Below are 22,857 nucleotides of genomic sequence, written 5' to 3' on the forward strand. Positions count from 1 at the left end.
GGCCGTCATCGATGCGTGCCAGCCGGCACGCCGCCGTCGATCCAGCTTACCCATGGGTAATGTGAGCGAACCCAGCGTGCACCGCCGCCGTGTCGTCACGCTCTGCGACACGGTCGAGCTCATCGTTCAGCGCATCACATCGCGCGGTCAGCGCGGCCCGCAGCGGCACCGCCCGCCGCGCGACGTCCTGCTGCTCGCGGACGTATTCCGCACGGCCCGCCGGGGTCTCGATGGCGATCGCGTCGAACCCGTACGCGCTGAGGTCATACGGGCTGGCGCGCATGTCGAGCAGCCGCGCGTCGGCGGCCAGCTCCAGACAGTCCATCACCAGGTCGGAATCGACGAGAGGGACCAGCTTGTAGGCCCACTTGTACAGATCCATCGCGGCATGCAGGCATCCCGGCTGCTCGGTGTCGATCTGCCGCTGCCGGCTCAGCTGCTCGGCGTTGCGTCCCAGTGCGGGTTCGGTGAAGAACCGGAACGCGTCGAAATGGGTGCAGCGCAACGACATCGACTCCACCACGGCGTCGGTTCCCGCGCCGCCCAGGCGCAGCGGCACCGCATCGTGGCGGGCGGAGTCGGTGCGGTACACCATGGCCCACTCGTGCAGCCCGAAACAGTTCAACCGCGGTGCGCGGGCCGCCGTCGCGTGCAGCAGGCCGGCGACGAACCGCACCGTGTCGGCACGCGCCAGCAGGTGGTCCCGGCTGACCGTCACACCGCCGGGACCCTCCGCGTACCCGCTGTGCCCGAGCCGGCTGCGCGCCGCGGCGCCGCCCAGCACGACACCGAACCCGGGATGCCAGCGACGCAGCCGGCTCGGCCGCAGGCTGTAGTAGGTGAACAGGAAGTCCCACACGGGGTGGGTCCGGCCGGTGCGGCGGCGTTCGAGGTGCGGCGCGCAGAACGCGTCGACCCGCTCGAGGTGGGCCCGCTCGCGGCCGGTCCACACCGCCTCGTCGAGCCTCACACCCGGTGGGTCCCGTCGCGCACGGTGCCCACCAGGTCCTCGACGAGATCCTCGAGCGCGACCATCGCGGTGACCGCGCCGTCGGAGGTGACCAGGGCCAGATGGCTGTTGGTGCGTCGGAGCCGGGTCAGCGCCTCGGGCAGCGGCAGTGATGCGGGCAGCTGGGGCAGCGGCCGCACCATCGACCGGTCCAGGACCGCGTCGGGGTCGTCGACGAGCGCGAGCACGTCCTTGATGTGCAGGTAGCCGGTGAACTGGCCGGACGGGGCCGCGACGGGGAACCTGGAGTACCCGGTCTCGGTCAGCGCGCGTTCCACCGCACCCACCGTCGGGCCGGTGTCGGGGTCGGGCACCGGGATGGCATGGATGCTGTCCAGCGGCATGGCCACATCGCGCACGGTCCGGTTGCGGATCTGCAGCGCGCGGGTGAGCCGCGTGTGCTCCTCCCGGTCGAGTAGGCCCTCCGACACCGATTCGGCGATCATCTCGGACAGTTCCACGGTCGAGACGTTGACGTCGAGTTCGTCCTTGGGCTCCACACCGGCGGCCCGCAGGGTGGCGTTGGCGCACCAGTTGTAGAACGCGATGAACGGCCGTGCCGCGCGGATGTAGACGAGGTACACCGGGATCAGCAGCATCGCCGTTGACTCCGGTCCCGCGATCGCGATGTTCTTCGGCACCATCTCGCCGAGCAGCACGTGCAGGGTGACGACCACGCTGAGCGCGACGATGAACGACACCGTGTGCAGGACCGCGTCAGGGATGCCGAACAGCCCGAACGGTTTCTCCAGCAGGTGCGCGACGGCCGGCTCACCGACGCGGCCGAGCAGAATCGAGCAGATCGTGATGCCCAGCTGCGAGCCCGCGAGCATCAGCGACAGATTCTCCCCGGCGCGGATGACCGTCACCGCGCTCTTCTTGCCCTGTTCGGCCAGCGCTTCGAGCCGGTCCCGGCGCGCGGAGATCAGCGCGAACTCCGAACCGACGAAGAATGCGTTCAGGGCCAGCAGCAGCACGGTCAGCAGTACGCCGAACAGATCGCCGCTCATGCGCTGTCCTCCTCCCTCGGTCCGTCGTCATCTCCGCGGCGGCCCAGTTCGGTGAGCTCGAGCTGGTCGATGCGCCGGCCGTCCATCGCCACCACGGTGGCGCGCCAGCGGATCGGGTCCTCGATCGGGCCGTCCGGGTCGAACGCCGTGAGCTCCACTTCGTCGCCGGGGTCGGGGATGTGGCCGAGCTCCTGGAGTACCAGGCCGCCGATCGTCTCGTACTCTCCTTCGGGGGCACGGAACCCGGTCTGGTTGGCGACCTCGTCGATGCGCAGCAGGCCGGAGACCTGCCAGCCGGCGCCGGCCTCGACCACATCGGGGGTCGCGTCGTCGTGTTCGTCGCGGACGTCGCCGACGATCTCTTCGATGAGGTCCTCGACCGTCACCATGCCCGCCGTGCCGCCGTATTCGTCGACGACCAGCGCAGTCTGCAGCCCGTTGGCGCGGATCTGTGTCATCACGGCGTCGCCGTCCAGCGTCGAGGGAACCGTCGCGACCGGGACGGCCAGCGCGGCCAACCGGGTCCGCGCCCGGTCGTCGGGTGGCACCGAGAACACCTGCTTGACGTGTACCACCCCGATCGTCTCGTCCAGGTCGCCCTCGACGATCGGGAAGCGCGAGAAGCCGGTGTCGATCGCGGCGGCGACCAGGTCGGCGACGGTGTCGTCGGCCTGCAGCGCCTCGATCTCGGTGCGCGGCGTCATCAACTCCTCTGCGGTGCGGTCACCGAACTGCAGGGAGCGGTCCACGAGGACGGCGGTCACCGGATCGAGCGAACCACTGCGCGCGGAGTTGCGGACCAGCGAAATGAGTTCCTGCGCGGACCGGGCCGAGCGCAATTCCTCGGCGGGTTCGATGCCGAGCCGGCGCAGGATCGTGTTCGCTGTGCCGTTGGTGAGCCGGATCAACGGTGTGAACAGCGTCGAGAACAGCAGCTGCGGACCGGCCGACCAGCGTGCGGTGGGCACCGGCCGGGCCACGGCCAGGTTCTTGGGCACCAGCTCGCCGAACACCATCGACAACGACGTGGCGATCAGGATCGCCAGCACCAGCGCCACGCCGGAGGCCGCGCTCTCGGGCAGGCCGATCGCGGTCAGCCCGGGGTGCAGGAGTTTCGCCACCACCGGTTCGGCGAGAAAGCCGGTGGCCAGCGTGGTGATCGAGATGCCGACCTGGGCGCCGGACAGCTGGAACGACAGCGTGCGATGGGCCTGCTGCACCATCTGGTCGCGGCGGTGCCCACTGCGGGCGTTGGCGTCCACGGTGCTGCGCTCGAGTGCGGTGAGCGAGAACTCCGCGGCGACGAACACCGCGGTGCCGGCGGTCAGTGCGATGATCGCCAACAGGGACAGCAGGGAGTAGACGACGCTCATCGCGTCCTCACCGGTGCGCCGGGCCGCGAGCCCGGCCGGCTAGTGGAGGGTTCGGCGTCGGAGGGCTCGGGAGACGGGTGCTCGGCCCGGCAGGCCTCCGGTGAACACGTGGCCTCGACGGGTGCCAGTGGCACGGGTTCCCTTTCTCGGATGCTGACGTCACCGGGATCTACCCGGCGGCGTGACGGCTCAATCGTAACCGGCGGCCATTCCCGTCGGGTGGGGGTCACCACCCGGTCGGCAGCGGGTGCCCTTCGGCGAATCCGGCGGCGGACTGCACCCCGAGCACCACGTTGTCGTGTAGTTCGGGCAGCGTGGCGGCGCCGACGTAGGTGCAGGTGCTGCGCACCCCGGACGTGATGTGGTCGAGCAGGTCCTCGACACCGCCGCGCGCGGGGTCCAGGCTCATCCGCGACGTCGAGATGCCCTCCTCGAACAACGCCTTGCGGGCGCGGTCGAACGGGCTGTCGCCGGCCGTGCGCGCGGCGACCGCCCGCTTGGACGCCATCCCGTAGCTCTCCTTGTACGGCCGGTTCTCCCGGTCGCGCATCAGGTCGCCGGGCGATTCGTAGGTGCCTGCGAACCATGACCCGATCATCACGTTGGCCGCGCCGGCGGCCAGCGCCAGTGCGACGTCGCGGGGGTGGCGCACCCCGCCGTCGGCCCAGACATGCGCACCGAGATCGCGGGCGGCGGCCGCGCATTCGACCACCGCGGAGAACTGCGGGCGGCCGACCCCGGTCATCATCCGCGTCGTGCACATCGCGCCGGGACCGACGCCGACCTTGACGATCGATGCGCCCGCCGCCACCAGATCCCTGGTGCCCTCGGCCGACACCACGTTGCCCGCGGCCAGCGGCAGGCCGAGGTCCAGCGACGCCACGGACCGGATGGCCTCGAGCATCTTGGCCTGGTGCCCGTGCGCGGTGTCGATCACCAACAGGTCGGCGCCGGCTTCGGCCAGGGCCCGCGCTTTGGCGCCGACATCGCCGTTGATGCCGACGGCGGCGGCGATGCGCAACCGGCCGCGGGCATCGACGGCGGGGGAGTAGATGCCGGCGCGGATGGCGCCGGTACGGGTGAGCACGCCGGAAAGCGTGCCGTCCGGTTCGGTGAGGACCGCAAGGCCGACGGGCGCGTGCTCGAGCAGGTCGAACACCTTGCGCGGATCGGTACCGACCGGGGCGCTGACGAAGTCGGTGAGGGCGACGTCGCGGACCCGGGCGAAGCGGTCGACGTCGACGCAGGTGGCTTCGGTGACCAGGCCGATCGGCCGGCCCTCGAACACCACGACGGCGGCGCCGTGCGCGCGCTTGTGGATCAGCGCGATGGCATCGGAGACCGAGTCGTCGGGTGCGAGCGTCACCGGGGTGTCGACCACCAGGTCGCGGCTCTTGACGAAGTCGACGGTCTGCTGCACCACCGAGACCGGCAGGTCCTGCGGTAACACCACCAGCCCGCCGCGGCGGGCCACCGTCTCGGCCATGCGGCGCCCGGCGACCGCGGTCATGTTGGCCACCACGACCGGGATCGTGGTGCCCGAACCGTCGACGGTGGACAGGTCGACGTCGAAGCGCGACGCGACGTCGGAGCGACCGGGGACGATGAAGACGTCGTCGTAGGTCAGGTCGTAGGCCGGGCGCTGCCCGTCAAGGAACTTCATCGCCCCTGATTCTAGTGCGTTCTATTGCGTCGCTTTTCCCGCGCGAGCAGACGCAGAAGTGCCTGGAATGAGGCAGAAAAGGGCACTTCACGTCTGCTCGCGCGAAAGTGTCAGGCCTCGACCTCGCTGCGGTCGCCGCTCCACAACGTGTGGAACCGCTTGTCGCGGTCGGCGTCGATGCGCCCGTAGGTGTGCGCGCCGAAGAAGTCGCGCAGTCCCTGGGTGAGCGCGGCGGGCAGCCGCTCGGTGCGCAGCCCGTCGTAGTAGGACAGCGCCGAGGAGAAGCCGGGGATCGGGATGCCGAGCTGGGTCGCCGTGACCACGACGCGGCGCCAGCTGTCGATGGCCGCCTCGATGGCGTCGCGGAAGTAGGGGGCGACGATCAGCGTCGGCAGGTCGGGGTTCTCGTCGAACGCCTCCTTGATGCGGTTGAGGAACTTGGCGCGGATGATGCAGCCGCCACGCCAGATGGTGGCCATGTCCCCGGGCGTGATGTTCCAGTCGTACTCGGCGCTGCCGGCCTGGATCTGGTTGAAGCCCTGTGCGTAGGCGATGATCTTCGACGCGTACAGCGCCTGGCGGATGTCCTCGGTGAACTGTTCTGCGTCCGTCGGCTTTTCGCCGAGGTCACCCGAGGCCAGGCCGGTGGTGGCCTGGCGCTGGGCCACCGAACCCGACAGCGCGCGGGCGAACACCGCCTCGGCGATCCCGGTCACCGGCACACCGAGGTCCAGCGCGGACTTCACGGTCCAGCGGCCGGTGCCCTTCTGTTCGGCCTCGTCGAGGATGAGGTCGACCAGCGGCTTACCTGTTGTGGCGTCGTTCTGCCGCAGCACCTGCGCGGTGATCTCGACCAGGAAGCTGTCCAGGTCGCCTTTGTTCCACTCGTCGAACACGTCGGCGATCTCACCCGCGGTCTTGCCCAGCCCGTCGCGCAGCAGCTGGTAGGCCTCGCCGATCAGCTGCATGTCGGAGTACTCGATGCCGTTGTGCACCATCTTGACGAAGTGCCCGGCGCCGTCGGGGCCGATGTGCGTGCAGCAGGGGACGCCGTCGACGTGGGCGGAGATCTCCTCCAGCAGCGGGCCCAGGCTCTTGTACGACTCGGCCGGGCCGCCGGGCATGATCGACGGCCCGTTGAGCGCACCCTCCTCGCCGCCGGAGATGCCCGCGCCGACGAAGTGCAGGCCGCGCTCCCGGATCGCCTTCTCGCGGCGGATGGTGTCGGTGTAGAGCGCGTTGCCGCCGTCGATGATGATGTCGCCCTCGTCCATCTCGTCGGCGAGTTCGTTGATCACCGCATCGGTGGGATCACCGGCTTTCACCATGATGATCACCCGGCGCGGCTTCTCCAGTGCGTCGAGGAATTCGCGGATGGACTCACTGCGTACGAAGTTGCCCTCGGATCCGTGCTGCTCGAGCAGGGCGTCGGTCTTGGCCACCGACCGGTTGTGCAGCGCGACGGTGTAGCCGTGCCGGGCGAAGTTGCGGGCCAGATTGGAACCCATCACCGCCAGTCCTGTGACGCCGATCTGTGCCGTGCCGACCGTGGACTTCTCCGACGAGCTCATACGCCAGCCTTTCGTTGTGTGGTTGTCGCAGGGTGGGGCGCCCGGACCGGGCTAGAGGGTGAAGAGGCGGTGCAGTTCGGTCAGCCACGGCACGGCGACCGCAACCGTGGGGACCACGAGGATGGCCGCCGCCGCCAGGTAGGCGGTGGCGGCCAGAATCCGGCTGTTGGGCCGGCCGCCGAGGCGGCGCACCCGGATGACCGTGGTGGGACCACCCGCGGCCAGCGCCCCCGACGGGGTGCGGCCGGCCGCGCACGCGACCAGCGCCCGGGCCAGGGGGGTGGGGCCTGCGGTCCGTACGGCGGCGTCGTCGGCGAGCAGCTCCACCAGCAGGCGGACCGCGTCGAGCGCGCTGCCGCTGCGGACGAACCGCGGGAAGGCGGCGTGCACGGCGGTGAACATCTCGAGGACGAGGTCGTGGCGCGCCCGCAGATGGGCCCGCTCGTGGGTGAGGATCGCGGTGATCTCGTTGTCCGCCAAGGTGTGCAGCGCGCCCTCGCTGAGCACGACCCGGCTGCGCACGCCCGGCAGGCAGTACGCCAGTGGTTGAGCGACGTCGAGCACCCGCAACCCCGATCCGCGGGCCTGGCGGCAGACGTCGGCCGGGACGGCGTCGCGGGACAGTCCGAGCAGATCGACCATCATCCGGTGATGGGCGCGCCGACGGCGGGTGGCGACCGCGACTTGCAGCACCGAGACGATCAACCGGGCGCCGATCATCAGGGTGATCGCGAACACCACCACGTACAACGTCCACAGCGGCCACCCGAGGGCGTCGATCTCACTGGTCAGCGTGGCGGTGGGCCGGCCGTCCGGACCGGGCACGAACAGGCGGCTGGCGATGGCCAGGCCGGCCGAGAACGCCGAGAGCACCGCGGCGAGCGCGATCGACTGCCAGAGCACGATCGCCGCACGCGGAGCGCGCATCGGCCAGGACGCGCGGGCCAACAGCGCCGGCACCGGCCCCACGAGGAGCAGCGCGACTACGGAGAAGGCCAGCGCGGACACCCCACAATTGTGGCTCAGGCAGGGCCCGGATCGCCAGCGGACGGGATCGCACCGTCTTTGGTCTCGAGTTCGGCCAGCGCGCGGCGCAGCGCGGCGGCCTCGTCTGCGCCCACCCGCTCGACGAAATGCACCAGGGCGGCCTCCCGGCTGCCGAAGTCGGCGGCCTGATCGAGCGCGTCGACCATGAGGCCGGCGACCAGTTCGTCGCGGCCGTGGGTGGGGGCGTAGCGATGCGCGCGGTCGTCGCGGTGCTGGACCACCAGATTCTTCTTCGCCAGCCGCTGCAGCACGGTCATGATCGTGGTGTAGGCGAGGTCGCGGCGGGCAGCGAGCGCTTCGTGCACCTGGCGCACGGTTTGGGGCTCGCGGGCGGACCACAGGTGGTCCATCACCTCGCGTTCGAGCTCCCCTAGACGCGTCAACTTAGCCATGTCCTTCATCTCCTGAGCAGTAGAACCAGGGTACTACGGTCGTACTACCGTGCGTCGTATCTGATGCGAAGAAGCAACAGTCTTGCCCATCTTCGACATTCCTGCCGGGCCCACCCGGTCTTCTTGTGAAACCAATCACAGCCGCTGGCTGCTTAGGCTTGCCTAGCTATAGTAAGCCTTACCTAACAACCCGTCGGGAGGTGTGGTGACGGTACTGATCGAGGATCCGTTGATCGCGGGCATGGCCATCAAGCAGGCGTTACCGCTGCATGAGTCCAGCCGCCGGCTGCGGGAGCTCTATCCCGAGTGTCCGCGGGTCTACGGCGTGGCGGTCATGGGCGATCTGTCCCGCCGGCGCTGGTGGCCGCTGGCCGATGCGCTGGCCGCCGACCGCCTGCAGGGGATGTTCGACCTGGCCGCCGCGGACACCGACAACCGGGCCGCCGTCGCCCAGCAGTTGGCCGCGACGCTCGCCCACGTGGTGCTCGGCCGGGTCATCCCGCTGCTGGTCCTCGAGGGGCGCGCGTGGGATACCGGGCTGGAAAACCTGTGGGTGCACGTGGACTCCGAGGGCGCGATCGACTGGGTCGGGGTGGTCGACCCGACGCTGCGGGCGCTGCCCGACGATCCGGCCTGCCGTCGCCGTCCGCGCCTCGGGGCGCCGCGGGGCATCGTGGCGCTCCCCAGCGAAGCGGCCCTGACCACCTGGGTCGCCCACCGCAGTCACCGGGCGCTGGCGCCGCTGTTCAACCGGCTGGCCGAGATCAGCGACGGAGCGATGTCGGTGCCCGCGATGTGGCATCTGGTCGGCGGAGCGGTCGTCGGGGCCGCCACGCAGGTGCCACTGCTGGCCGGGTCCAGCGAGTGGACCAGCATGCGTCGCGGTCAGGCGGTGCTCGACGCGCTGGTGGGCTTCGGCCTCCCGGTGCGCGGAGCGGCGCGCGGAGGGAAGGTCTTGCTCAATTAGGCAAGCCTTGCCTATGCTCTACCGCGTACGGCAATGAGAAACCACCGGACCGAGCCGGAGTCCTGAGGGCTGCAGAGACCCCCGGTCCATTCGAAGGGCGGGCCCCGCACGATCTGTGCGGGGCCCGTCCGTCTTTTCAGCGCTGTTTCCTCGCTATCTGTCTGGCGCCTCGCCGAACCCCGCGCGACCGGACTCGACCGCGCGGTGTAGACACGACTGCTGTGAGTGATCAGATGCCCGAGGGGCTCGGCGGCGGCTTCGACAGCGAACTCGGACTGGAGTACCTCGAGGTCACCCCCGACGGAGCCCGTGCGCAGCTCCACATCCACGACAAGCTGCTGCAGCCGTGGGGCATCGTGCACGGCGGCGTGTACTGCTCGATCGTGGAGAGCCTGGCCAGCGTGTCCGGTCACGTCTGGAACACCGCCAACGGCGGCGGCACCGTCGTCGGCGTCAACAACAACACCGACTTCCTGCGGGCGATCTCCGGCGGCACCGTCACCGCCGTGGCCACGCCGATCCACCGCGGCCGCCGCCAGCAGTTGTGGCTCATCACGATCACCGATGAGAACGACAAGCTCGTGGCGCGCGGGCAGGTACGGCTGCAGAACATGCCCGCAGCCTGATCGCCGGCGCTGCCGAGTGCGGCGCTCCGTGGCAGGATCGCCTGCTATGCGTTTGACCCCGCATGAGCAGGAGCGGCTGCTGATCTCGTATGCCGCCGAACTGGCCCGGCGTCGGCGAGCCCGCGGACTGCGGCTCAACCATCCCGAAGCCGTTGCGGTGATCACCGACCATCTGCTCGAAGGGGCCCGCGACGGCCGCACCGTGGCCGAGCTGATGGCCAGCGGCCGCGACGTACTGGGCCGTGACGACGTCATGGCGGGAGTGCCCGAGATGCTGCACGACGTCCAGGTGGAAGCCACCTTCCCCGACGGCACCAAACTCGTCACCGTCCACCACCCGATCCCGTGAGTGATTCCGTGATCCCGGGCGAGCTCCTCTACGGCGAGGGCGACATCGAACTCAACGCCGGCGCGCCGCGGCTGGAGATGGCCGTCGTCAACACCGGTGACCGGCCCGTGCAGGTGGGCAGCCATGTGCACCTGCCCCAGGCCAACGCCGCCCTGGAATTCGACCGCGCCGCCGCGCGCGGACACCGGCTCGACATCCCGGCCGGAACCGCCGTGCGCTTCGAACCCGGAGTCACCCAGCACGTCTCGCTGGTGCCCCTGCGTGGCCGTCGGGAAGTGCACGGGTTGTCGCTGAACCCGCCGGGCCGATTGGGGGACTCCCGATGAGCGCATGTGCGCAGAGGAGAAATCGATGAGCGCGCTGTCCCGCGAGCGCTACGCGGCCCTGTTCGGGCCGACCGCCGGTGACAGGATCAGGCTCGCCGACACCGATCTGGTCATCGAGATCACCGAGGACCGCAGCGGCGGTCCCGGCCTGGCCGGCGAGGAGGCCGTGTTCGGCGGCGGCAAAGTGCTGCGCGAGTCGATGGGGCAGGGCCGCGCCACCCGCGCGGACGGCGCCCCCGACACGGTGATCACCGGTGCGGTCATCCTCGACTACTGGGGAATCATCAAGGCCGACATCGGCATCCGCGACGGGCGCATCGTCGGCATCGGCAAGGCCGGCAACCCCGACATCATGGACGGCGTGCACCCGGCGCTGGTGGTGGGGCCGTCGACCGAGATCATCGCCGGAAACGGGCGCATCGTCACGGCCGGCGGCATCGACTGTCACGTCCACCTGATCTGCCCGCAGATCATGGAGGAAGCGCTCTCCGGAGGGATCACCACGATCATCGCCGGCGGCACCGGTCCGGCCGAGGGCAGCAAGGCCACGACCGTGACGCCCGGCGCGTGGCATCTGGCGCGCATGCTCGAGGCGCTGGACTCCTGGCCGATGAACGTCGCGCTGCTCGGCAAGGGCAACACGGTCAGCGCCGAGGCGATGTGGGAGCAACTGCGCGCGGGCGCTTCGGGGTTCAAACTGCACGAGGACTGGGGCTCCACCCCCGCGGCCATCGATGCCTGCCTGACGGTGGCCGACGCGGCGGGTGTGCAGGTGGCGCTGCACTCCGACACGCTCAACGAGGCCGGGTTCGTGGAGAACACCGTCGGCGCCATCGCCGGCCGGTCGATCCACGCCTACCACACCGAAGGCGCCGGCGGCGGGCACGCACCGGACATCATCACCGTCGCCGCCGAACCCTACGTGCTGCCCAGCTCCACCAACCCGACGCGTCCGCACACCGTCAACACCCTCGACGAGCACCTCGACATGCTGATGGTGTGCCACCACCTCAACCCCAGCATCCCCGAGGATCTCGCCTTCGCCGAGAGCCGCATCCGGCCGTCGACCATCGCCGCCGAGGACCTGCTGCACGACATCGGGGCGATCTCGATGATCGGCAGCGACTCACAGGCGATGGGCCGCATCGGCGAGGTCGTGCTGCGCACCTGGCAGACCGCGCACGTGATGAAGCGCCGCCGCGGTGCGCTCGACGGTGACGGTCGCGCCGACAACCACCGGGCCCGCCGCTACGTCGCCAAGTACACGATCTGCCCGGCCGTCGCCCACGGACTCGATGACGAAGTGGGGTCGGTCGAGGTGGGCAAGCTCGCCGATCTGGTGCTGTGGGAGCCGGCATTCTTCGGTGTGCGCCCGCACGCGGTGGTCAAGGGCGGCATGATCGCCTGGGCCGCGATGGGCGATGCCAACGCCTCGATCCCCACCCCGCAGCCCGTGCTGCCGCGGCCGATGTTCGGCGCCGCGCCGACCGCCGCGGCCGCCACCTCACTGCACTTCGTCGCGCCACAGGCCATCGAGGACGGACTGGCCGAACGGCTCGACGTCCGGCGGCGCGTGGCGGCGGTCAAGGACGTCCGGCGGGTCGGGAAGGCCCAGATGCCGCTCAACGACGCGCTCCCGCGCATCGAGGTGGACCCGGACACGTTCACCGTCCGCATCGACGGCGACGTGTGGCAGGAGCAGCCGGCCACCGAACTGCCGATGGCCCAACGCTATTTCCTGTTCTGAGATGACCAACCTGACCACCCTGCTCGCGCTGGCCGACTCGCGGTTGCCCACCGGCGGGCACGTGCATTCCGGCGGGGTCGAGGAGGCCGTCACCGAGGGCCTCGTCGGCGACGTCCGCACCCTGCGCGCCTACCTGGTGCGGCGGGTGCGCACCCACGGTCTGGTCGCGGCGTCGATCGCCGCGGCGGTGCACGGCGGTGCGCTGACCGTCGATGGCGCCGACCGCGAAACCGACGCGCGCACGCCGGCTCCCGCCGCCCGCGCCGCTTCTCGCGCCCAGGGCAGGGGGCTGGCCCGGCTGGCCCGCCGGGTCTGGCCCGGTCACGACTGGGGCGCGCTGGGGCGTACCCCGCACCTACCCGTCGTCGCCGGGGTGGTCGGCGAGGTCAGCGGCCTGACCGCCGAGCAGACCGCGACCTCGCTGGTGTACACCACGATGACCGGTACGGCCACCGCCGCGCAGCGACTGCTCGCGCTGGACCCCGGTGACGTGGCGGCGCTGACCTTCGAGCTGTCCGCGCTGTGCGACGACGTCGCGCGCGCCGCCGCCAAGGAACTCGCCGACCTGTCCGACCCGCTGCTCGACGTGCTGGCCGAGCGGCACCGCGCCCGCGAGCGCCCGCTGTTCGCGTCCTGAAAGGAGCCGCCATGCCCCCGCATTTCCTCGACGGTCAACCCCACGACCACGCCGACCGCCCGAAACGGGTCCGGACACCGGACGAACCGCTGCGCATCGGGGTCGGCGGACCAGTCGGGTCGGGGAAGACCGCGCTGGTGGCCGCGCTGTGCCGGCAGTTGCGTGACGAGCTGTCGCTGGCCGTGCTGACCAACGACATCTACACCACCGAGGACGCGGACTTCCTGCGCCGCCACGCGGTGCTGCCCGATGACCGGATCGCCGCGGTGCAGACCGGCGGGTGCCCGCACACCGCGATCCGCGACGACATCACCGCCAACCTCGACGCGATCGACGACCTGATCGCCGGGCACGACCACCTGGACCTGATCCTGGTCGAGTCCGGCGGCGACAACCTCACCGCCACGTTCTCCTCGGGCCTGATCGATGTGCAGATCTTCGTCATCGACGTGGCCGGCGGCGATAAGGTGCCCCGTAAGGGCGGTCCCGGTGTCACGTTCTCCGATCTGCTGGTGATCAACAAGACCGACCTGGCCCCGATGGTGGGCGCGGATCTCGACGTGATGCGCCGCGACGCCGCGCAGGTGCGCGGCGAGCGGCCGTTCGTGCTGATCTCGCTGACCGAGGACCCGGCCGCCGGACCGGTCCTGGCCTGGGTGCGCGAACAGTTGCGTGTGCCGGTGCAGGGCTAGTGCGGTCCGACGTCCTCATCGTCGCCTACGCCGACCGGCCACCGCGCCTCGAGCACACCGGCGGTATCGCCGTGCGCCGCACCGCATCCGACACCGTCCATCTCGTGTCGGCCGCGGCCACCCCGCTGGGCGGTGACCTCATCACGGTGCGGGTCGTCGTCGAGGCCGGGGCGCGGCTGACGGTGCGCACCGCGGCCGCGACGCTGGCCCTGCCCGGGGCGTCGACGCCCGAGTCGGCGAGCCGGTGGGACGTCGAATGCGCCGGCGAGCTGGACCTCGACCCGCAGCCCACCGTGGTCGCGGGCGGTTCTGCACATGTGACCACCACGCGGCTGCGCCTGGCGGACGCCGGCCGCATCCGGCTGCGCGAACGCGTGCAGATCGGCCGCGTCGGTGAGCACGACGGGTTCTGGTCGGGGGCGCTGCACGCCGACGTCGACGGGATACCGCTGCTGCGGCACCGGATCGAAGTGGGCGCCGCGGCGGTCGGCGACGACGAACTGCATCGCCCGCGCGCGTGCGTCAGCGAATTGCGTTATCCCGCAGACCATTCGGGATCGGCGCCGGCGGCCGCGGGCACCGTGCTGGCGCTCGCGGCCGGCGGCACGCTGGCCACCTGGCAGGGCGACCGGCTGACTAGCTAGCCGCCTGCTCCCGCTCGCGTTCGGTCTCGGTGACCGCGGCCGCGATCTCCTCGAGTTCCTCTATTCGCGTTCGGGCGTACGCCTGCTGTTCGGTGATCGTGAGTTGTCCGCGCTTGGTCGACAGGAAGGTCACCGTCCACGAGATCAGCGTGACGAGCTTGGTCTTGAAGCCGACCAGGTACACCAGGTGCAGGGCCAGCCACGCCAGCCAGGCGATGAACCCGCCGAACTCCAGCGGGCCGACCTTGGCGACGGCGGAGAACCGCGACACGGTGGCCATCGACCCCTTGTCGAAGTACTCGAACGGCTGCCGGAAGTCGGGGTTGGCGCCCTTGATCTCGTTCTTGATCAGCTTCGCGGCGTAGCGGGCACCCTGGATCGCGCCCTGCGCCATCCCGGGCACGCCCTCGACGGCGGCCATGTCGCCGACCACGAACACGTTCGGGTGGCCGGGGATGGACAGGTCGGGCAGGACCTTGACGCGTCCGGCGCGGTCGACCTCGACCTCGCACTGCGCGGCCAGGTCGCGGCCCAGCGGGCTGGCCGACACACCGGCCGACCACACCTTGCACGCCGACTCGATGCGCCGGTGGGTGCCGTCGGGGTCCTTGACCGTGATGCCGTTGCGGTCGACGTCGGTGACCATGGCGTTGAGCTGGATCTCGACGCCCATCTTCTCCAGCCGGGCGGCGGCCTTCTTGCCGAGCTTCTCGCCCATCGGCGGCAGCACCGCGGGTGCGGCGTCGAGCAGGATCACCCGCGCGCTGGTCGAGTCGATGTGGCGGAACGTGCCCTTGAGCGTGTAATCGGCGAGCTCAGCGATCTGCCCGGCCATCTCCACACCGGTGGGGCCTGCGCCGACCACGACGAAGGTGAGCAGCTTCTCGCGACGCTTCGGATCGCTGGACCGCTCGGCCTGCTCGAACGCGCCGAGGATGCGGCCGCGCAGTTCCAGCGCGTCGTCGATCGACTTCATACCGGGCGCCCACTCCGCGAAGTGGTCGTTGCCGAAGTACGACTGACCGGCGCCGGCCGCGACGATCAGGCTGTCGTAGGGCGTGGCGTAGTCGTGGCCGAGCAGCTCGGAATGCACCAGCCGGTTCTCGAGGTCGATGTGCGTGACGTCGCCGAGCAGCACCTGCACGTTCTGCTGCTTGCGCAGCACCACGCGGGTGGCCGGCGCGATCTCGCCCTCCGAGATGATGCCGGTCGCCACCTGGTAGAGCAACGGCTGGAACAGATGGTGGGTGGTGCGCGCGATCAGCTTGATGTCGACATCAGCGCGCTTGAGGGTCTTGGCGGCGCTGAGGCCGCCGAACCCTGATCCGATGATGACGACTTTGTGCCGATCCGTTGGAGTGGCTCCGGGATGGCTCATCAATGCTCCTCGACGGGCGTGACATGCGGTTCTCGCCCTCTACGGTAGTCGGCTGGGCCCGACGTTGGGCACACGGTCGGTTGTGGCTTATGCCACGCGGCAGGCGGGTTCAAACACCGAGCACCGGCTTGAGCAACGCCGCGACGTCGGTGATGCCGCCGGGGGTGTAGCCGTTGAGGTTGGTGACCGGCGACAGGATCACGCCGTCCACCCCGGCGTCGAGCACCTTGGTCTTGATCTGGTCGACGATCTGCTCGGCGCTGCCGTACACCACCTGCTGCTTGAAGTCGTCGGGGACGAGGTCGGCGGTGACGTTCTCGTCGATGATCGCCATCACCAGCATGCTGGTCTCCAGCGTGGCCGGATCACGCCCGATCTCCTCGCAGCGTTCCCGGATCACCGACAGTTTTCGCGGCAGCTCGTCGAAGCCGGCGATGATGTTGAGGTGGTCGAAGTGTTTGGCCGCCAGCGGGATCGTCTTCTTCTCACCGCTGCCGCCGATCATCAGCGGGATGTGGTCGCGGAACCGCGGCTCGGCCATCGCCTCCTGGACCCGGTAATACGTGCCCTCGAACGTCGGCCGCTCACCGGCGAGCATCGGCAGGATGATCTGCAGCGCCTCACCGAGCTTGTTGAAGCGGTCGGTGAACGTCCCGAATTCGTAGCCCAGCGAATCGTGCTCCAACTCGAACCAGCCGGTGCCGATGCCGAGGATCGCGCGCCCGGCGCTGATCACGTCGAGCGTGGTGATCGCCTTGGCCAGCAGCGTCGGGTTGCGGTAGGTGTTGCCGGTGACCAGCGTGCCGAGCTGTACGCGCTCGGTCGCGGTGGCCAGGGCGCCGAGGGCGGTGTAGGCCTCGAGCATCGGCTGATCGGGGGTGCCAAGACCGGGCAGCTGATAGAAGTGGTCCATCACGAAGACCGAGTCGAAACCGGCCGCCTCGGCCTCCCGGGCCTGAGCGATCACAGTGGGGAACAGTTCGGCGACCCCGGTGCCGTAACTGAAGTTCGGGATCTGCAGTCCGAGTCGAATGCTCACATCTGCAAACCCTATCGGGAGCTACCGGACGGCGCTCAGCGCGCCACGGCTCACGTGCAGCGTCTGCCCGGTGATGTGGCGGGCCGCCGGCGTGGACAGGAACAGCGCGAGGCGGGCGAACTCGTCGGCCACCGCGGGCGGGGCGCCGGTGAGCCCGTCGTAGCCGGCCTGGGCGCTCTTACCGGTGGCGACCACGTTGACGGTGATGCCGCGGGTGCCGAAGTACGCGGCCTGGCCCGCGGTCCAATCGGCCAGCGCGGCCTTGACCGCCGCGTCGGCCGAGCCGTCCCGCGCGGGTTCCGGCACGACGTTGACGATCGATCCACCCGACCGCAGGTGGTCGCCCACGATCTGCACGGTCAGCACGGCCGACAGCACGGTGTCCTCGAGGGCGCGCCGCCACGCGGTGGCGTGGTCGGCGAGCCCGTACGTGCGGGGGTCGCCCGCCGGATGCTGCGGGGCCGGCACGTTGACGAGCGTGTCGAGGTGGTGCGGGAGCTGTCCGCGGACCGCCTCGAGCGCCGCCGGGTCGGTGTTGTCCACGACGATCGCGTCGACATCGAGCTCCTTGGCGGCGATCTCGAGGTCTTCGCGTCGCGCCCCGGTGATCACCACCCGGTGGCCGTCGTCGCGGAAGCCGGCCGCGATCACGCGGCCCAGATCCGTATCGCCCCCGGTGACCAGCACGTCCATCCGCCGAACCTCCTCGTATGGCGTGATCCCCGCGCGCGTGGCGGGCATCGACGGTCGATGTTACTGGACGGTAGCTAGCCCGTGAAATCCGACGCGCGAACGGTGACCGATCCACATCCGGGTCGTGACCTAGGTTTGGCGCATGGGTTCGCGCACCGGGACGCGGCCGGGACTGCGCCCGGCGCTGCCGGGATGGATCTATCTGCCCGCCGCCGCGGGTGCGTTGTTCGTCGCGCTCCCGCTGGTGGCGGTGGCCGCCAAGGTCGACTGGCCGCGCTTCGGGGCGCTGATCACCAGCGACGCGTCGGTGGCCGCGCTGGTCCTGAGCCTCAAGACCGCGGCGGCGAGCACGGTGCTGTGCGTGCTGCTCGGGGTGCCGATGGCGATGGTGCTGGCTCGCAGCACGTCGCGCGCCGTGCGGGCGGTGCGCCCGCTGATCCTGCTGCCGCTGGTGCTGCCTCCGGTGGTCGGCGGTATTGCGCTGCTCTACGCCTTCGGCCGGCTCGGGCTGATCGGGCGCTACCTCGAGGCCGCGGGGGTGCAGATCGCGTTCACCACGGCCGCGGTGGTGCTGGCGCAGACGTTCGTGTCGTTGCCGTTCCTGGTGATCGCACTCGAGGGGGCTGCGCGCACGGCGGGGTCGGACCACGAGGTCGTGGCCGCGACGCTGGGCGCCGGCCCCTCGACGGTGTGGTGGCGGGTGTCGCTCCCGCTGCTGGCGCCCGGCCTGGTGTCGGGGTCGGTGCTGGCGTTCGCCCGGTCGCTCGGGGAGTTCGGCGCGACGCTGACGTTCGCCGGGTCCCGGGAGGGCGTGACCCGCACGTTGCCGCTGGAGATCTACCTGCAGCGCGAGAGCGACCCGGATGCGGCGGTGGCGCTGTCGCTGCTGCTGGTGGTGATCGCGGCCGTGGTGGTGATCGGGCTCGGCAGCCGGCGGCTGCGGACCCAGGGGTGGACATGAGCGGGTTGAGCGTCCGCGCGCGGATCGCCCACCGCGACGTCGACGTCGCGTTCGACGTCGGGCCGGGGGAGGTGCTGGCGGTGCTCGGGCCCAACGGCGCAGGCAAGTCGACGGCACTGCACGTGGTGGCCGGCGTGGTCCGGCCCGACGACGGTGTCGTGCGGGTCGGGCAGCGGGTGCTCACCGACACCGCCGCGGGCGTGCAGGTGCCGACCCACCGCCGCCGCGTCGGGCTGCTGATGCAGGACGCGCTGCTGTTCCCGCATCTTCGGGTCCGCGCGAACGTGGCGTTCGGTCCGCGCAGCCGCGGGCGGCGGTCCGACGCCGGCGCGGTGGCCGGCCGCTGGCTGGCCGAGGTCGACGCCGAGGACCTCGCCGACCGGATGCCGCGCGAACTGTCCGGTGGTCAGGCGCAGCGGGTGGCGTTGGCCCGTGCGCTGGCGGCCGAACCCGACGTCCTGCTGCTCGACGAACCGCTCGCCGGCCTCGATGTGGCGGTGGCCGGCGCGATGCGGCGGCTGTTGCGCCGGGTCCTGACCCGCGACGGCCGGTCGGCCGTGCTGGTCACCCATGACCTCGTGGACGTAGCGACGCTGGCCGACCATGCGGTGGTGATCGACGGCGGCCGCATCGCCGAGGCGGGTACGGCGACCGCGCTGCTCGCGACCCCGCGCAGCCGGTTCGGCGCCCACTTCGCCGGCGTGAACCTGATCGCCGGGGTGGCGGAGGCGGGCGGCGTCCTGCGGACGGCCGGCCTGGTATGGCACGGCGTCCCGGCGGCCGAGGGACTGGTGGCCGGTGAAGCGGTGGTCGGGCTCTTTCGGCCTGCGGCCGTCGCGGTGTATCGGGACCGGCCGCACGGCAGTCCGCGCAACACCGTCGCGGTCACCGTCACCGAGGTCGACAGCAGCGGTCCGGCCGTGCGGGTGCGCGGCGTCACCGAATCGAGCGGCGGGGGGCCCGGCGGCGAGGATGCCGGGAGCGGGTACGGTCTGGCCGCGGACATCACGGTCGAGTCGGCCGCCCGCCTGCGGTTGACTCCCGGCGACCGGGTGTTCATGACGGTCAAGGCGCAGGAGGTGGCGCTGCATCCGGCGCCGTAACGGCGTGTGTGGGGACGGCGATCTACCGGTCGGATGAGATGTTGACGGCCCCGGCGCGGCGGCCGCGCCGCGGGCTGCGTCAGCAACGGTTCGAAAACTCATGATCAGCGGTTTCGTAAGATCAGCAACCGTAATTCTGGCCACATTCACAGCAATTCACACTTGCGTCACGGGCGTAACACGGTAGTTTCTTCACTCATGGATGAGCCGGACGCGATGTCGACACGACGCTGGGGCCTGTCGAAGAAGCTGGCGACCGCTGCGGCGGCCAGCGCCACGGCGGCCATGCTGGCGATGCCGTCGGTGGCGAGTGCGCAGCCCGCACCGCCGCCCCCACCGCCACCCCCGCCGCCCACACCGGCGGTCGTGGCGCCACCTCCACCACCACCCGGCCCGCCCGACCCGCTGGCCCCGCCGCCCCCGCCGGCCGATCCGAACGCCCCGCCGCCCCCGGCCGATCCGAATGCGCCGCCGCCTCCGCCGCCGCCCGAGCCGGGCCGCGTGGACAACGCGGCGGGTGGGTTCAGCTATGTCGTCCCTGCCGGCTGGAAGGTCTCGGACGCCACGAACCTGTCCTACGGTCAGGCGCTGCTGACGAAGGTCCCGCCGGAAGGCACCACCGAACCGCCGAACGACACCAGCGTGCTGCTGGGCCGGCTCGATCTGAAACTGTTCGCCGGTGCCGAGAACGACAACGCCAAGGCCGCGCAGCGGCTCGCCTCGGACATGGGTGAGTTCTTCATGCCGTTCCCGGGGACCCGCGTCAACCAGGAATCGACGCCGCTGGATGCCGCCGGCATGCCGGGCGTCGCGAACTTCTACGAGGTGAAGTTCACCGACACCAACAAGCCCAACGGACAGATCTGGGCGGGTGTGGTCGGACAGCCGACGCCGGCGGGAACCCCGCGCGGGCAGCGCACCCCGGAACGCTGGTTCGTGGTCTGGCTGGGTTCGGCGACCAATCCGGTGGACAAGGGCGCCGCCGTCACGCTGGCCAACTCGATCCGGCCGTGGACGCCGCCGCCCCCGCCGCCACCGGCGCCGCCGGCCGATCCGAACGCACCGGTTCCGCCGCCGGATCCCAACGCCCCGCCGCCGCGGCCGGGTGTGGGTGTGGCCGTGCCGGTCGCCCCGGAGAACGCCCCCGGGATGCTGCCGCCGGCCTGACAGCAGCACGGAGAAGAGCCACGCACCTGATGGTGCGTGGCTCTTCGCCGTTTCCGGGCTTCCGCACTCGCGGCCGCAGTCAGCGCTCAGCAGCGCACGTCGTGTGGGCCACGTGCGCTGTCGGCCGCACTCTCAGATGCCCGCGCAGATCGACGGTGCGAACGGAACTGGAATCGGCACACACGCTCCCACGCTGAAGTAGGGCGTGATATCGCCGTTCCACGCCGGCGGGGGCGGCGGTGGCGGAGGTGGGGGCAGCGGTGGCGGCGGCAGTGGCGCGGCGACGCAGGTGTTCGACGGTGCGTCATAGATTGTGCCGAGACCGCACTCCGTCGCGTTGCCGATCGCCGGGGCGACGACCGCCAGCGAGGCGAGCGGTGCGACCGCGGTCAGCTCGATGACTGCCCAGCGCTGAATCCTCTTCATCGTAGGCCCCCTCCGGTACTTGCCGAGCCCTACGGTAAGGAGTGTATGTCCCGGCAGAACGGGTGCGAACGGATCGGACGAACTAGCTGGCGCCCCGCACGCAGCTACATCGCGGCCAGGGCCGCGCCGAGCCGGCCGGCGAGGTCGCCGCGGCCGAACCGGTACATCGGTCCGGTGCCGTCCTCGAGAATCCGGCACAGCCGTGCGACGCCGCGCGCCTCGACCGCGTCCGGGCCGCGCAGGCGCGCCACCACCGACTCGATGACCGTGCGGGCGGACAGGATGTTGGTGCGGTGCACCGGGACCCGCAGCGTCATCAACGCGGTGGTGTCGCGGGCGTCGCCAACCGCGCGGCACAGCGTGCGGGCCAACGCCTCGCGCTCCCGGCGAGAGGTCAGCCGGGCCGCCCGGACCGCCAGGGCGCTGCCGGGTACGGCCGGCGTCCCCACCGCCAAGGCGACGTCGAGCCGGCGGGCGCACATCCGGGCGGTCCACCGGGCTCGCCACGTCGGGCGTCGGGTAGCGCGGGGCCGGGGCGCGGGCCGGGTCGTCGCGGCGGAAATCATGTTGTCGGTCATCGCCGTCACCTCGTAACGTTGAGTAAGAATCGTGACCACTGTCGACGGTATAGCGGTCACGGTGACCGGTCAACTGATTTCACCGGTCATGTCCAGTAGCCTGGGTGCATGGCGAAGGTGAGTGGCTGGACCGGCGACGACGAGGCCCGGCCGGCGCCGGCACCGCTGGACCGGGTGCAGTCGCTGGTCAACACCGTCGACCTGGAGATCGCCCAGGACCGGTTGGCGCGGCGGGACGACGCGCAGCCGTGGCTGGTCGCGCACGGGTGGCTGGCCGCCGGCGCAACGCTGACCGACGCCGACCTCGACCTGGCGCGTTCGGTGCGGGAGGCGGTGCGCGCGCTGCTCATCGACCCCACCGATGCGGGCGCCGTCGAGATCCTGCGCGCGGTGGCCGCCGCCGCCCCCGTGCGGGCGTCGCTCGACGATCGGGGCACGGTCGACCTGCGCGCGGCGGGCGGGACGCTGGCCGAGCGGCTCGGCGACGTGCTGATCCTCATCCGCGACGCCCAGCGCGACGGGACCTGGTCGCGACTCAAGGCCTGTGCCAACCACGACTGCCGGTGGGTGTTCTACGACCAGTCCCGCAACCGCGGTGGATCGTGGTGCGCGATGTCGTCGTGCGGGAACCGGCTCAAGAACCGCGACTTTCGCGCCCGGCACCGCGCGGCGCGTTAGGCCGGGTCAGGTCGTCAGGTCGACAGGTGCCACACCAGCGCGGCGGCCAGCGCGCCCACCCCGTTGAGCGACCAGTGCAGCGCGATCGGGGCCAGGAGGCTGCCGCTGCGCCGACGCAGCCAGGTGAAGACGAATCCGGCGATCCCGGTGGCCACCACCGCGAGCACCACACCGGCCACGGTGCCCATCACCCCGCCGCCGAACAGCCGGGTGAACCCGACGTTGCTGCTGGTCAGTCCCAGCGAGGTGGCGATGTGCCACAGGCCGAACAGCAGTGAGCCCGCCGCGGCCACGCCGCGGAATCCCCACGCGCGGGTCAAGGCGCCGTGCAGGACGCCGCGAAACGCCAGCTCCTCGGGGATCACCGTCTGCAGCGGGATGATCACCATCGAGGCGATCAGCGCGCCGGAGATGGTCGCGTAGTTGTTGTTCATGAACATCGGCCGGGTCCACGGCAGCAGCGCCCCGATCGCGATGACGGCCACCACGACGCCGACCGCGGCCAGCGCGTAGGCCGCCCCGGAGCGCCAGTGTTCCCGGCCCAGCCCGAGCTCCGCCCAGCCCAGCCCACGCGAGCGGACCAGGACCAGCAGGCCCGCCGCGGCCGCGGGGACGGTCGCGACACTGGCCCACGGCGTGGTGAAGTGCGCGATGACGTTCGTGGCCGCGAGCACCGCGACGACGACGGCGATGTCGACGTACACGCGCAACCGCGGCGTCGACAGCTCAGCTTGACCGGCAGACATCTGTGCCGATGGTACCGGCGCCGCCGCCGTGCCGC

Annotated in this window: 25 protein-coding genes; 12 read left to right on the plus strand and 13 right to left on the minus strand. The window is 71.0% G+C overall.

Translation table 11 applies throughout. The features are described 5' to 3' along the window. Positions 1–46 precede the first annotated feature (46 nt). From E4P42_RS13110 to E4P42_RS13140, 7 genes are all read right to left on the minus strand, one after another. Positions 47–970 (minus strand): 3-methyladenine DNA glycosylase, encoded by a 924-nt coding sequence (locus E4P42_RS13110; protein ID WP_209305766.1) that lies wholly within the window; start codon positions 968–970, stop codon positions 47–49. Beyond that, complete coding sequence (locus E4P42_RS13115) at positions 967–2,019, minus strand: hemolysin family protein (RefSeq protein WP_135126504.1); 1,053 nt, start codon at positions 2,017–2,019, stop codon at positions 967–969. Before E4P42_RS13115 ends, E4P42_RS13110 begins: the two co-directional genes overlap by 4 nt. Then, complete coding sequence (locus E4P42_RS13120) at positions 2,016–3,392, minus strand: hemolysin family protein (RefSeq protein ID WP_135126505.1); 1,377 nt, start codon at positions 3,390–3,392, stop codon at positions 2,016–2,018. Before E4P42_RS13120 ends, E4P42_RS13115 begins: the two co-directional genes overlap by 4 nt. A gap of 226 nt (positions 3,393–3,618) precedes the next feature. Next, the gene (locus tag E4P42_RS13125; protein ID WP_135126506.1) at positions 3,619–5,055 is read right to left on the minus strand and encodes a GuaB1 family IMP dehydrogenase-related protein; all 1,437 of its coding nucleotides are present in this window, start codon (positions 5,053–5,055) and stop codon (positions 3,619–3,621) included. A 110-nt stretch (positions 5,056–5,165) separates the two neighbouring features. Next, positions 5,166–6,626, minus strand: coding sequence for an NADP-dependent phosphogluconate dehydrogenase (gene gndA / locus E4P42_RS13130; protein WP_135126507.1), 1,461 nt, complete (start codon positions 6,624–6,626; stop codon positions 5,166–5,168). Positions 6,627–6,677: 51 nt separating this feature from the next. Next, positions 6,678–7,634, minus strand: coding sequence for a M56 family metallopeptidase (locus E4P42_RS13135; RefSeq protein ID WP_135126508.1), 957 nt, complete (start codon positions 7,632–7,634; stop codon positions 6,678–6,680). Between the two features lie 14 nt (positions 7,635–7,648). Beyond that, positions 7,649–8,065 (minus strand): BlaI/MecI/CopY family transcriptional regulator, encoded by a 417-nt coding sequence (locus E4P42_RS13140; RefSeq protein ID WP_135126509.1) that lies wholly within the window; start codon positions 8,063–8,065, stop codon positions 7,649–7,651. Positions 8,066–8,270: 205 nt separating this feature from the next. On the opposite strand from E4P42_RS13140, the gene E4P42_RS13145 reads away from it, so the two are divergent. From E4P42_RS13145 to E4P42_RS13180, 8 genes are all read left to right on the plus strand, one after another. Next, positions 8,271–9,032 (plus strand): iron reductase, encoded by a 762-nt coding sequence (locus tag E4P42_RS13145; protein ID WP_135126510.1) that lies wholly within the window; start codon positions 8,271–8,273, stop codon positions 9,030–9,032. A gap of 233 nt (positions 9,033–9,265) precedes the next feature. Next, positions 9,266–9,658 carry a PaaI family thioesterase gene (locus tag E4P42_RS13150; protein ID WP_135126598.1) on the plus strand — a complete coding sequence of 131 codons (393 nt, stop codon included), beginning with the start codon at positions 9,266–9,268 and terminating at the stop codon, positions 9,656–9,658. 46 nt (positions 9,659–9,704) lie between these two features. Further along, positions 9,705–10,007: an urease subunit gamma gene (locus E4P42_RS13155; RefSeq protein WP_135126511.1), complete on the plus strand. Its 303-nt coding sequence runs from the start codon at positions 9,705–9,707 to the stop codon at positions 10,005–10,007. Positions 10,008–10,015: 8 nt separating this feature from the next. Further along, positions 10,016–10,333 (plus strand): urease subunit beta, encoded by a 318-nt coding sequence (locus E4P42_RS13160; RefSeq protein ID WP_135126599.1) that lies wholly within the window; start codon positions 10,016–10,018, stop codon positions 10,331–10,333. A 25-nt stretch (positions 10,334–10,358) separates the two neighbouring features. Further along, the gene (locus E4P42_RS13165; RefSeq protein ID WP_135126512.1) at positions 10,359–12,080 is read left to right on the plus strand and encodes an urease subunit alpha; all 1,722 of its coding nucleotides are present in this window, start codon (positions 10,359–10,361) and stop codon (positions 12,078–12,080) included. A gap of 1 nt (position 12,081) precedes the next feature. Next, positions 12,082–12,717 (plus strand): urease accessory protein UreF, encoded by a 636-nt coding sequence (locus E4P42_RS13170; protein WP_135126513.1) that lies wholly within the window; start codon positions 12,082–12,084, stop codon positions 12,715–12,717. A gap of 11 nt (positions 12,718–12,728) precedes the next feature. Then, positions 12,729–13,409 carry an urease accessory protein UreG gene (gene ureG / locus E4P42_RS13175; protein ID WP_135126514.1) on the plus strand — a complete coding sequence of 227 codons (681 nt, stop codon included), beginning with the start codon at positions 12,729–12,731 and terminating at the stop codon, positions 13,407–13,409. Beyond that, the gene (locus tag E4P42_RS13180; RefSeq protein ID WP_135126515.1) at positions 13,409–14,053 is read left to right on the plus strand and encodes an urease accessory protein UreD; all 645 of its coding nucleotides are present in this window, start codon (positions 13,409–13,411) and stop codon (positions 14,051–14,053) included. Before ureG ends, E4P42_RS13180 begins: the two co-directional genes overlap by 1 nt. Here E4P42_RS13180 and E4P42_RS13185 read toward each other — a convergent pair. From E4P42_RS13185 to E4P42_RS13195, 3 genes are all read right to left on the minus strand, one after another. Further along, entirely contained in the window at positions 14,046–15,431 is a 1,386-nt protein-coding gene (locus E4P42_RS13185) for an NAD(P)/FAD-dependent oxidoreductase (RefSeq protein WP_135126516.1), read from the minus strand. The two genes, E4P42_RS13180 and E4P42_RS13185, sit on opposite strands and share 8 nt — an antisense overlap. A 109-nt stretch (positions 15,432–15,540) precedes the next feature. Beyond that, positions 15,541–16,470, minus strand: coding sequence for an LLM class F420-dependent oxidoreductase (locus tag E4P42_RS13190; RefSeq protein ID WP_135126517.1), 930 nt, complete (start codon positions 16,468–16,470; stop codon positions 15,541–15,543). Between the two features lie 21 nt (positions 16,471–16,491). After that, positions 16,492–17,163 (minus strand): SDR family oxidoreductase, encoded by a 672-nt coding sequence (locus E4P42_RS13195; protein WP_135126600.1) that lies wholly within the window; start codon positions 17,161–17,163, stop codon positions 16,492–16,494. Positions 17,164–17,305: 142 nt separating this feature from the next. Between E4P42_RS13195 and E4P42_RS13200 the strand changes: the two genes are divergently transcribed. The 3 genes from E4P42_RS13200 to E4P42_RS13210 all read left to right on the plus strand — a co-directional run bounded on the left by E4P42_RS13200 (position 17,306) and on the right by E4P42_RS13210 (position 20,394). After that, positions 17,306–18,124: an ABC transporter permease gene (locus E4P42_RS13200; protein WP_135126518.1), complete on the plus strand. Its 819-nt coding sequence runs from the start codon at positions 17,306–17,308 to the stop codon at positions 18,122–18,124. After that, positions 18,121–19,227 carry a sulfate/molybdate ABC transporter ATP-binding protein gene (locus E4P42_RS27700; RefSeq protein WP_135126519.1) on the plus strand — a complete coding sequence of 369 codons (1,107 nt, stop codon included), beginning with the start codon at positions 18,121–18,123 and terminating at the stop codon, positions 19,225–19,227. The genes E4P42_RS13200 and E4P42_RS27700 overlap by 4 nt, the downstream gene beginning before the upstream one ends. 198 nt (positions 19,228–19,425) lie before the next feature. Then, the gene (locus E4P42_RS13210; RefSeq protein WP_135126520.1) at positions 19,426–20,394 is read left to right on the plus strand and encodes an APA family fibronectin-binding glycoprotein; all 969 of its coding nucleotides are present in this window, start codon (positions 19,426–19,428) and stop codon (positions 20,392–20,394) included. A 132-nt stretch (positions 20,395–20,526) separates the two neighbouring features. Here E4P42_RS13210 and E4P42_RS13215 read toward each other — a convergent pair whose 3' ends face one another. After that, on the minus strand, positions 20,527–20,820 hold the full coding sequence (locus E4P42_RS13215; RefSeq protein ID WP_135126521.1) for a hypothetical protein: 294 nt from the start codon (positions 20,818–20,820) through the stop codon (positions 20,527–20,529). A gap of 104 nt (positions 20,821–20,924) precedes the next feature. Further along, positions 20,925–21,398 carry a hypothetical protein gene (locus E4P42_RS13220; RefSeq protein ID WP_135126522.1) on the minus strand — a complete coding sequence of 158 codons (474 nt, stop codon included), beginning with the start codon at positions 21,396–21,398 and terminating at the stop codon, positions 20,925–20,927. A gap of 108 nt (positions 21,399–21,506) precedes the next feature. On the opposite strand from E4P42_RS13220, the gene E4P42_RS13225 reads away from it, so the two are divergent. Beyond that, complete coding sequence (locus tag E4P42_RS13225; RefSeq protein WP_245234007.1) at positions 21,507–22,076, plus strand: CGNR zinc finger domain-containing protein; 570 nt, start codon at positions 21,507–21,509, stop codon at positions 22,074–22,076. Positions 22,077–22,090: 14 nt separating this feature from the next. On the opposite strand, the gene E4P42_RS13230 is transcribed toward E4P42_RS13225, so the two are convergent. Next, the gene (locus E4P42_RS13230; RefSeq protein ID WP_135126523.1) at positions 22,091–22,822 is read right to left on the minus strand and encodes a CPBP family intramembrane glutamic endopeptidase; all 732 of its coding nucleotides are present in this window, start codon (positions 22,820–22,822) and stop codon (positions 22,091–22,093) included. Positions 22,823–22,857 lie beyond the last annotated feature (35 nt).

The sequence above is a fragment of the Mycobacterium sp. PS03-16 genome (genome assembly GCF_004570325.1).
Taxonomy (GTDB): Bacteria; Actinomycetota; Actinomycetes; order Mycobacteriales; family Mycobacteriaceae; genus Mycobacterium.